This is a genomic window from Opitutaceae bacterium (assembly GCA_041395105.1).
Taxonomy (GTDB): Bacteria; Verrucomicrobiota; Verrucomicrobiia; order Opitutales; family Opitutaceae; genus B12-G4.
The window spans coordinates 133550-144694 of record JAWLBB010000009.1 but is presented as its reverse complement, the minus strand read 5'-3'; the positions used below and the strand labels follow the sequence as shown (position 1 = coordinate 144694).

At 61.7% G+C, this 11145-nt stretch carries 2 protein-coding genes; both read left to right on the top strand.

What is annotated here, in order from left to right:
* Positions 1-66: 66 nt before the first annotated feature.
* Positions 67-255, top strand: coding sequence for a hypothetical protein (locus tag R3F07_19015; GenBank protein ID MEZ5278481.1), 189 nt, complete (start codon positions 67-69; stop codon positions 253-255).
* A gap of 154 nt (positions 256-409) precedes the next feature.
* Positions 410-10981 (top strand): carboxypeptidase regulatory-like domain-containing protein, encoded by a 10572-nt coding sequence (locus R3F07_19010; GenBank protein MEZ5278480.1) that lies wholly within the window; start codon positions 410-412, stop codon positions 10979-10981.
* Positions 10982-11145 lie beyond the last annotated feature (164 nt).

Sequence of the window (11145 nt, the reverse complement as noted above, 5' to 3'; positions counted from 1 at the left end):
TTTTGTTTCGAAGTGAAAAAGAATACGGTCTATGCGCCAGTTCGAACTACCCCCGTCGGCAACCTGTTGGCGGAAAAAGAAGACACCGATTCGCCGCTGATTCCGGTGACCGACCGGACGATTCTTGGCAAGACAGCCGGAGTCATCCACAGCATGGTCGGGGATGGCGTTACCCCGCTCATCTTCAGACTGGGGGGAGACAAACTCTCGCCGGCCGAACTTTACGACGGCTACGAGGTGCAACTGCGGGCATAGCTCAGCGCTGGCGGCCCGCTCCAAGGCGACGGACTGCAGGAGCTGCTGCGGTTTCGAGAAACCGAACTAATAGACTCATTAAGTACCCGATACAATTGGCTCTATATAGCTCTTGAGCGTTGCCTAGTTTGCGCAGTCGGGCCATGTTTTCAACATGGAGAACGAGCGCCCGTTTCATATGGGGCATCGAGGTTCCTGGGGATTCTGGTTCGCGTTTTCAGCAGCTGCAATCCTGACGGCAGGGTTGCATGCCGCGCCACTCCAGGTGTCGTCCGACCTTTCGCTGCCCGAGGACACCGTGCTAAGCTACGATTCGGTAGTGGTCAATGGAGGGGCCACCCTGACGATAGGTGGAGGTTCTGTGTTGACCGTAACCGGTGGGTTCACGGTCCGAAATGGCGGAACCGTCCTGATCCAAGGCAAGAACGCCGACGACAAGGTGGACGGCGTATGGGCTGGAGAAGGCGTCACCATCCGGGCTGGAGATCTGACCCTTGAAGAGGGTTCGACCATCACGGCCGACGGTCAGGGCTATGTTTCGGACAAGGGGCCTGGCAATGCAAACGCCTACGGGGCGTCACATGGCGGTCGCGGAGGCGAGGGTGCTGATTGGGTCTACGGCTCCATCTATCAACCGGTGGACCTTGGTTCCGGGTGCGATGTGGGTTATGCGTCCTGGTCGGCGGGGGGCGGCGCGATCAGGCTGGTGGTTGACGGCACCCTGCAACTTGACGGGACGCTCACGGCCAATGGCCTGGGTTCGGTCAACTACTCCGGTGGCTCCGGCGGATCGATCTGGGTCGAGACCGATGTGCTTCGCGGGTCGGGCCTGATCGCGGCCGAAGGCGGGACGGTGGGCACGAGCGAGCGCAGCAGCGGCGGCGGACGGGTGGCGGTCTACTACCGCGATGCGTCCGAGTTCGGCGGCTTTGAAACCGCGTCCGTGGCTCCGGGCCTGGCTTCACTTGCTTCCGGTGAGGCGGGCACCCTGGTCTTCATCGACAAGTCGGTGCCCAACTGGTCGGTGCGGGTTCCGCAGCGGCTGGAACTGCTCCAGGACAGCGAGACGGTCTTCGGGGAACTGATCCTGGAAGACGAATCAGAACTCGTCCTGGGCGGAGGTACCGAACTCCGGGTTGAAGGACTGCTCCGGATCAAAGGAGACTCGACGGTGGTGGCCCAGGGGAAGGACCGCAGCGACAAGGTGGATGGCGAATGGGTTGGAGAAGGCGTCACCATCCGGGCTGGAGATCTGATCCTTGAAGAGGGTTCGACCATCACGGCCGACGGGCAGGGCTATGTTTCAGGCAAGGGACCTGGGAATTCCGGCACTTATGGCGCCGCTCATGGAGGATTGGGGGGGGCCGGAACAACGGGTGTTTATGGCTCTTTCGCAGCGCCCGTTGAGCTCGGTTCGGCCAGTCATGTGGGCTATGCGTCCTGGTCGGCCGGAGGTGGCGCCATCCGCCTGGTCATTGAAGGCACCCTGCAACTGGACGGCGCCATAACCGCCAACGGCATGGGGACGCCGAACTACGCGGGTGGGACTGGAGGTTCGATCTGGATCGATACCGATGTCTTGAGCGGCTCGGGAATCATTCAGGCCGACAGCGGTCCGGTCGGCCCCTTGGTTCGCAGCAGTGGCGGGGGCCGGATTGCCGTCCACTACCGGGAGGCATCCGCTTTCACCGGATTCACGAAAGCGTCTGTTTCAGCGAGCGAGGCCACCGAGGCCGCGGGCGAGGCCGGAACGCTCGTCTTTGTGAACAAGGCGGTGACCGATGGCGCCGTGCGTGTATCCCAAAGGCTGGAGTTGCTCGAAGACAGTGTGACCACGTTCGGAGAACTGACCGTGGACGACGGTGCGGAGCTGGTTCTTGGCGGAGGGTCCCACCTTCATGTCCGAGGGCTCCTCGCAGTGAAAGAAGCATCCCTGATCACGGCGAGGGGTGCGGACCGGACAGACCCGATCGACGGCTTCTGGATGGGACGGGGCGTTTCCATCCGGGCCGGCCAACTCACCCTGGAAGAAGGTTCGGACCTCACGGCGGACGGCTGGGGCTACACAACGGGCAAAGGACCCGGAACCCCTTCGTCGGGCGGGGCTTCGCACGGTGGCCTCGGAGGACATCCGAACCCCAAGCCGGTTTACGGTTCGGAACGGGATCCCGTCGCTCTCGGATCCGGCTGCAATGTGGGGTGGAACTCGTGGTCGGCCGGAGGCGGTGCGATCAGGCTCATCGTTGATGAGGCTCTCCAACTTGACGGAAACATCACCGCTGACGGTCTGGGCTCAAGCAATTATCCGGGGGGGAGCGGAGGCTCCATCTGGATGGACGTGGGATCGATCACAGGGGCCGGCAGGATCTCCGCAAACGGCTGGGCCAGTGAGACACAGGGAAGCGCCGGGGGCCGGATCGCCCTTTATACGCGGTTGGCGGATGGTCTGTCTGATGAACAGATCACCGTCCTCGGTGGAGTCCCTACGGGCGGAGGTACCGTTTATCCGGGAGGGAATGGAACCGTCCTAAGACGGAATACTCCTGAAGTCATCCTGAGCGAACCGCACCGAACGTATCTGCGTGGGGAAGAATCCATTATCTTTACGACTTATTCCATCAACCTTGGTGCGACTGTGGCGGATCTGACTCTGTCGAATGAGGACCAGTCATTCCTCATGGCGGAAGGAGCTCCTTTTGATCAAACGGTTTTCTGGGACACCAGGCCCTTGGCCGACGGTTGGTACGAGCTCAGGCTGACGGCCCGCGAAGCCGACGGAAATATACCCGATGATGACAGCATCCACGTCTGCGTCCTGAATGAAGCCAATTGGCATGACGGGACTGTTGTCGGCAATGAGGTCTGGTCCGCCGAACTCGTGCATGTGGTAGATACATCCCTGGTCATCGAAAGCGGGGCCTCCGTGACCATCGAGGCTGGCGCCGTGGTCAAGTTCGTACCGGGAGCAAGGATCCAAGTTGCGGATGGCGGAACCCTGAAGATCGAAGCCGGAACCGAGAAGAACGCCGTCCTGACCGCGATCGCGGACGACACCGTCGGTGGTGACACCAATCTCGACGGCTCGCGGTCTATTCCCCTGCCGGGAAGCTGGTCCGGCCTGGTGGTCTCGGGAGGCGGAACCCTGGACCTTCCGGCAACCGCCGAGCTTCGTTACCTGGTTCAGGAACATGCCGGGACGCTGGCGGCTTCGGGCGAGATCTGGGTCGGCAATCAACTGCATCATGTCACGGCCAGCGTAACCGTACCCGCCGGGGCGAATCTGGTGATTCAGGCAGGCGCGGTGGTCAAGTTTGCCGCCAACACGAGATTGCATGTTGCGCCTGGTGGGTCGCTTCGGGTCAACGGCACGTTGATCAGTCCGGTCATCTTGACCTCTGAGGCCGATGATACCGTGGGCGGTGACACGAACGAAGACGGCGACTCGACTACAGCCATGGCAGGTGACTGGCTTGGGCTTGACCTGGATGGCGACGCGGAGTTGACCCATGCCCACGTGCTGTTCGCCGGAGGGTCCGCCAGCGGCACCTGGAGCAGTTCGGCCGCCGTCCGGACCGGGGGCCAGGCAGAGATCACCATTTCGAACTGCGTGGTTCGTGAGGCGCAGTTTGACGGCATCCTTGTCCGGAGTTCGGAGGTCGCGATCGTTGGATCGGTGGTTTCCCTGTGCGATCGGGGGATCAATGCGTTCGGAGGCGGGCACATCGTTGTTCTGAATACAACTGTCGATGATTGTCGGTTGGGCCTCTTCGGTCACGGCGGAACGATCGACGCGATCAATAGTGTTGCCTCAAACTGCATCAGTGCGGGCATTCATGCAGACAACCCGAATGACATACAGGTCACCCATTGCAACGTCTGGTGCCCGGATGACGGAGCCACAGCTTACAGCGGGCTGATCGATCAGACGGGAGCCAGCGGCAATATATCTTCAGACCCAATGTATCGCGGGCGGTCGAACAATGATCTTCGTCCCGGTTATGGGTCTCCTCTCATCGATGCGGCCGATGGAGCGATCGCCCCGCTGACCGACTATTACGGAATGGCGCGGTTTGATGATCCGCGGACAGCCAACACCGGTTCAGGTATGGCGGCGGACATTGGCGCATTCGAGTTTGTGGAGGGTGCGACATCCGATCTGGATCTGGCGGTTGTATCGGTGGAGGGCCCGGAATCGGTCCTGGCCGGTTCATCCGCGATCATTCGCTGGACCGTGCGCAACCTGGGTCCGATCCCGATCCGGGGCCCCTGGCGCGATCGCATATCCCTGCAGCCGGCTGCCGGTGATGCCGAGAGCAGCCTGTTTGCGACGGATGCGACCGTGGCCGATGGCCTCACCCTGGGCCCGGGGGCAAGTCTCGTTTTTTCGAAGACGGTCGTGGTTCCGGCCGGAATTGAGGGGCGCTACGCCTGGGCCGTGACCACGAACGTAGGCGGGGACGTATTCGAGGGACAGCACAGGGAAAACAATCATGGTCGGTCGCCGATCACGACCGAGCTTTCGGTCAGCGAGCTCAAGATCGGAGGCACCGTGACCGGCACCTTTCTCGGGGTCCGTCAAGCCGCGGTCTTCAAGATTCAACCGGAAGCCGGTTCGGACATTGTCCTGTCTCTGGACCGGGAGGGAGAAGGTGGGGAGACCCGACTCCTGGTCTCGGAGGAAGTCGTGCCCTCACTTGCCCAAGCCGGGCTGCATAGCAGCCAGTGGAATTCGGCCGACGTCAACCTGGCCATTTCCGGTGCTTCGGGTGGAGTCTATTATATTCTCGCCGTTCCCGTGCACCTGCCGAGCTCGCCCCTTGGGTTTGCCCTGAGGGCTCTGCCGATGGCTTTCGAAATCAAATCGGTCGGACTCGAGTCAGGATCGAACCGAGGCGAAGTCACCTTGCCGATTTATGGAACGGGTTTGGGCCGAGGCGTCACGGCATCCCTGATACAGGGAAGCACGGCCATCATGGCGGGGGAGGTGCGGGTGGTCGATGCCGTGAGCCTTTATGCAACCTTTGACCTGGTGGGGGCATCGACCGGGACCTACGACGTTCTACTGCGCCAGGACGGATTCACGCGAAAACTCGAAGCTGCCTTTGCCGTGACCGACCTTGAGCCCGGTGAACTCCGGACCGCCATCCTCATGCCCGACTTTGTGCGAACCGGTCGCGAATTCACCGCCTGGGTCGAGTACGAGAACACAGGAGGGACTGACCTGATCATGCCCATGGTCGGGTTGACCGGCTCCCGCCAACAGGAAATGCGCCTGGAGGGCCAGGCGAATCCTGTCACGGAACTGATCTTCCTCGGGTTGGCTCCCGAAGGGGTGCCCTGGATCCTGGGGCCCGGTCAGAGAGGCCGGGTACCGGTCAGGATAACTGCGTTGTCGGGCCGCAACCGGATTGTCACCCGTCCGTTGATTTCAACTTCGACCGACGCGATCGATTGGGACGACATCAAGGGCACCTTGCGCCCGGGCAACCCGGTAGCCGATTGGGATGCCGCCTGGGAGATGATGGTGGCCGATTATGGCGATACAGCGGGAGACTTTGTGCGGTGGGCCCGTGATGCGCTGGAGCTCTGGCAGAGCCGCACCGGGCGTGTGTCCCCCAATCCGACGGAAGCCCTCCGTTACCATATAACGGACAAGGCGCTCGGGTTGCGGGCACGTCTTGAGGGACGGCTGCAACTGGCGGGCACGGGGCAGCCGCTTGGAGGGGTTTATGTTTCACTTTACGATGGCGACGGTGTCCTCGCGGACGTAACCGTCTCCTTGCGGGATGGGTTCGCCCGATTCATGGAGGCAGGCGCCGGCCGCTATACGATTACGTTCGACGGTTACTTGCCACCGAATGACCTGGAGCCCGTGGTATTGGAGGCAAAGGAGAAGGCCGGACCCATCACCTGGATCCTCGGCGGGGGCGCCAAGCTGCGCGGCAGTGTACGTCTACCGGCATCTCTCGATCCGGATGATCTTGTTGTTCAGGTAGAAGGATCGGACGGCATGCTGGATATTTCCGGACTGGATGATCTCGGCCGGTATGCGTTCGGAGGATTGCCCGCAGGTAACTACGCAGTTACCCTCGGTGGTGCGGGCGTGGTCGGCGAAACGGTGCATGACGTGATTCTCGAAGAGGACCGGGTCACCGAGGGACCGGTTTTCTCGGCCCGGATCGGGGGCATCGTATCCGGTAGGGTGGTTCGGGCATCAGACGACGCGCCGGTGGAGGGAGCGAGGGTTCTGGCCAGTGACGAGAAGGGCCGTGGAGGCGCCGCAATATCCGGCGCAGACGGCATGTTCACCATCGACGGTCTCGCTCCCGGAACCTACAGGGTGGCCGCCGTGGCGGCTGGATTCGTTCCGGCCGGGTCGTCTGGAATCGAGGTCACGGCCGGCACTGTTGCCTCGGTGCCGGCACTCCCTCTGGAAGCGGGGGCTTCGATCACGGGACAGGTCACCATGGAAGTGATCCCAGTTGAAGGTGTATTCGTGAATGCGACCAATGGCGACCTGGTTCGGGTGGCCCAGACCGATGCAAGCGGGTCCTATACCCTATCCGACCTTCCGGCCGGAGACTGGACGCTCACCGTGGTCCCGGGAAGGTTCTCGGAATACGAAGGATCGGTCATCCTGGTTTCCGGTCATGACCACAGTTTTGACATCGAACTGGAGCGCCCGGCGGCACTCACCGGCCGGGTTACGGACGGTGAAGAGTCCCTGCGTGGTGTTCATGCGTGGTTGACGCATCCGGACGGGCACCAAACCCTTGTTTTCTTTGAGCCCACCGGCCGGATCCAATTCGGCCTCGAAGTCCCGGGTGAGTACGCGATCTCTTTGCTCGATGGGTCCCAGCGGCAGGAGTTCACGATCACGGACGGAAATTCGAACCCGGATATCTTGTTCGAACTGAATACGGGCCTGCTCAAAGGTACGGTCTACCGACCGGACGGGGCGACGCCGTTTCCCGATGTTCGGGTCGCTTTGCTTGTGGGTGGCGTGCCGGTACTCGAGGGCCTGACCGGGAGCAACGGCGAATATCTTGTGCCCAATGTGCGCCCCGGGACATACGGTCTGCGCTTCTCGCACCCGGAGCATTTCTTCAATGCGATCGAATCGGTGGAGGTCGTGGCTGGGGACGTCGTGACGGCGCCTTCCGTCACAGCTGGAAATGCCTCGCTGGCGGTGGAAGTCCGGATGAATGGAAGCCCGGTCGATTCCGTCGGCTACGTCAGGCTTTCCGAATCGGATCCCCTGTTCTTGCTTGCCGGAACTCGTATTGAGCCGTTTCGCGGCGAAGGCGTTGTTGCGTTCACGGGTCTGGTCGCAGGTGCATACCGACTCGAAGCGGTGATCCATGAGGGAAGCACGGGAAGCCTGGTGCTCGACCTTGAGGATGGGGCGAATACACTGGTCGTTCCCGCCCTGCCCGCCGGCTCGATCGCGGGGTATGTCCGGGATCCAACGGGAGCACCGAGAGCAGACCTGACCGTCCTGGCGTATGCGGAGAACGATCCGGGTGCCATCTGGACGTCCCGCTCGGAGCATGACGGCTACTTTGTCTTCGAACGGATGGTGCCCGGCGTGTATACCGTGATTGTCTCACGTCCTGCCGGAGCCTCGGGTGGCGACCTGACGACATCCGTCGTTGAGCCTGGTGTTGAGGTCGCTGCCGGGAAGACGGCACGCCTTGTCGCGACAGTGCAGGAGGCGGCGCCTCGTATTTCCGGACGAATCTCCGCTGCCGACGGATCCATTCCAACTGCCGGTCGCTTGTCCCTTGTAAACGCGGACGGGCGATCCGTAGCCGGTGGTGACATGGGGCTGGACGGCCGGTTTTCCCTGCCCATGGTCCCTCCGGGAACCTACCGGCTGACAGCCCAGACCGCAGCGTTCAGCGTGGAGTCCCGCACCCTGGATTTTGACGGCAATCCGATCGTGGGTATCGATCTCCTCGCTACCTGGCGGGCGGGATCACTCCGAACGCCGCAAATCGAGGCTGCGGACGGCTTCGCGGGACCGATGTCTGGAGGAGGGCTGTTTGACTCGAATTGGATCAACCAGGTTCAAACTGTGATCTGGGAAGGGTTGCGTGATCTGTTGAATGCCCCGCCCGACAAGGTCCGCAATCTGCCGCATGTGGAATGGGACCCGAACTGTGATTGTGCAGCCGCCAAGGCGAAACTACAGGAAGCCTTGAAGTGGCAGCGGATGGCATTTGAGCAGTGGGACAACTGGAACAATCAATGGGAGGCGAATCAGGATCAGCTCTGGGCGGACATCGGCGAATTCGGGTTCGCCCTGGCCAAGGCGGCCACGAGCATCGCCGCGGTTGGAGCTCAGGCGCCGAAGGCGGTCCAGTCCCTGGAGAACGGACTCAGCGGTTTGATGAAGCTTGCCGACGATATTCCGAGTATCAACCCGGACAACGCGGCTTATTACGCCAAACTTCTGGAAAGGATAGCTCATCAGAAGGACCTCATCGATGCGGCCAACAGGTATTGGGACGTGGTCAGCGGGGGCGCGGGGTTTGCATCGGGCAACCTTGAACTGATATACAATCAGGACGGAGGCATCGTCGGGAGCATCAACAGCCTGTACGGAATCCTCGGCTCGCTCTCCGACCCGGTGGCGGCCTTCGGTAGTCTCGATGCGATCTCTGAAACCGTGGGCAAGTTCCAAGCCCTTGCCGGCGGCGTTCTCGATCTGATGGGGATCTTGAACCTGTTGACGCAGTCGGACCTGACCGACATCGATCCAAACGGTCATCTGGGTGCGTTCACCGATTCGCTCGGAGCACTCCTTTCTGCGATAAACACCATTGCGGGCGCGTTTGAACGGCTGGAAATGGAAACCATCAGTGCCGATCTCTACTTTGAACTTCTGCGGCGGAGGGACGATGCCTGGGACGAGGCTATGCGGCTGCGGGACAAGTGCATGGAAGATTGCTGTGACCCCTTGCTGGAAGACTGTTGTGACCCGGCGGTCGAAGACTGTGATCCTGATCCGCCCGACGAGCCGAATCCTCCCCCGGGACCGGGGAATACCACCACGGGGATCGGCTCGTTCGATCCCAACGAGAAGTTGACGACAGGCGCGGGAGCCGGCGGGTTCATTACGCCGGATTCGTCCATCGTCTATACAATCAATTTCGAGAACCTATCCAGTGCCGCGGCTGCGGCGCAGGTGGTCACGGTGACCGATCCGCTGCCGGACAACCTGGACTGGTCGACGGTCGAGTTGCTGTCGGTCGGGTTCAACGGGGAGATCCTGGTGCCGCCCATGACGGGACTCCAGACCTGGTCGACCCGGGCCACGGTTGAAAGCGATCCCAACCCGATCGAGGTGAACTTTGAACTCGATCCGGACTCGGGCGTGGTCATGTTGGTGATCCAGTCGGTCGATGCGATCACAGGCGAGTTGCCAGAAGATCCGTTTGCTGGTTTCCTGCCACCCAACGATGAGACTGGACGAGGCGAGGGTTTTGTCAGCTTCCTGGTCAAGCCCGTAGCCGGCTTGACCGATGGATCGCAAATCCTCAATACGGCTGAGATCGTCTTCGATCTGAATGACCCGATCGTGACCAACAAGGCCGTCAACACGATTGATTCAAGGGCGCCGAGCGCGTCCATCGTGCCGCTGTCCGAGCGCTCTGGAGCAAACTTCACCGTACGTTGGTCTGGTGACGATGCCAGCGGCGCCGGTGTTGACTATTGCGACGTCTATGTATCGGAAAACGGAGGACCGTGGACACTCTGGCTCCCCCGTACCCGGGATACGGAGGCGGAATTCGCCGGCGCGGCCGGTTCGACCTATGCGTTCTACGTCCATGCGACCGATGCGCTTGGCTTCGCCAATCCGGTGGCACCGACGGCGCAGGCGCAGACCATTGCGGGTGTCTCCTTCCTGGTGAACATCGCCAATCGCGGTGGGGTGGGGACCGGACCCAATATCATGATTCCGGGCTTCGTCATCAATGGCACCGGGACCAAGAAGGTGCTGGTGCGTGCGGTCGGTCCGGAACTGGAGACCTACAGCGTCACCGGTTTCCTTGGGGATCCGGAACTCAGGGTGGTCTCAGCCGGCACGGTCATCGCGACCAACAACGATTGGTCCGATGCGGCCAATGCGGCGGAAATCGCCACGGTGGCCAACCAGGTCGGCGCCTTTCCGCTGCAGAACGGCTCGAAGGACGCGGCGGCGCTGCTCGACCTTGTACCCGGAAGCTATACGGTCAAGGCCCTCGGGGTGGGGCAGACCACCGGGGTGGCCCTGGTCGAAGTCTACGATGTCGACGACTCGGCCAATCCCGGCGCAAAGCTGGTCAATATCTCCAACCGAGGCCAGGTCGGGGTCGGCTCAGCCATCATGATTCCCGGCTTTGTCATCGGCGGCGAGAGCGCCAAGACGGTCCTGATCCGCGGGGTCGGGCCGAAACTGGCCGATTATGAGGTCACCGGGGTGCTCGAGGATCCCACGCTGCGGCTCTTCCGCGCCGGCGAGGCCACGCCGATGCTGACCAACGACAATTGGAGCGACGCGGCCAACGCGGCGGAACTGGCCGCGGCCGCCGAGACGGTCGGGGCTTTTGCCCTGGATGCCGGCAGCAAGGACGCCGCCGTCCTGGTCACCCTCGAACCGGGCAGCTACACGGTCAAGGTCGCGGGGGCCGGAGGCACCGAAGGCGTCGCCCTGGTCGAGGTTTATGAAGTCCCGGATTGAGATGCAAACAATACGTAGTTGGCTACGTTTTGTTTCGAAGTGAAAAAGAATACGGTCTATGCTACGTTTTGTTTGTTGAGGAAAAACAAACCCGTCCATGCTGGAATGGCGCTTCGATAGCGCCAAGGCGCAATGAGCCAACAAAGCTCTGTTTGCTCTTCGAC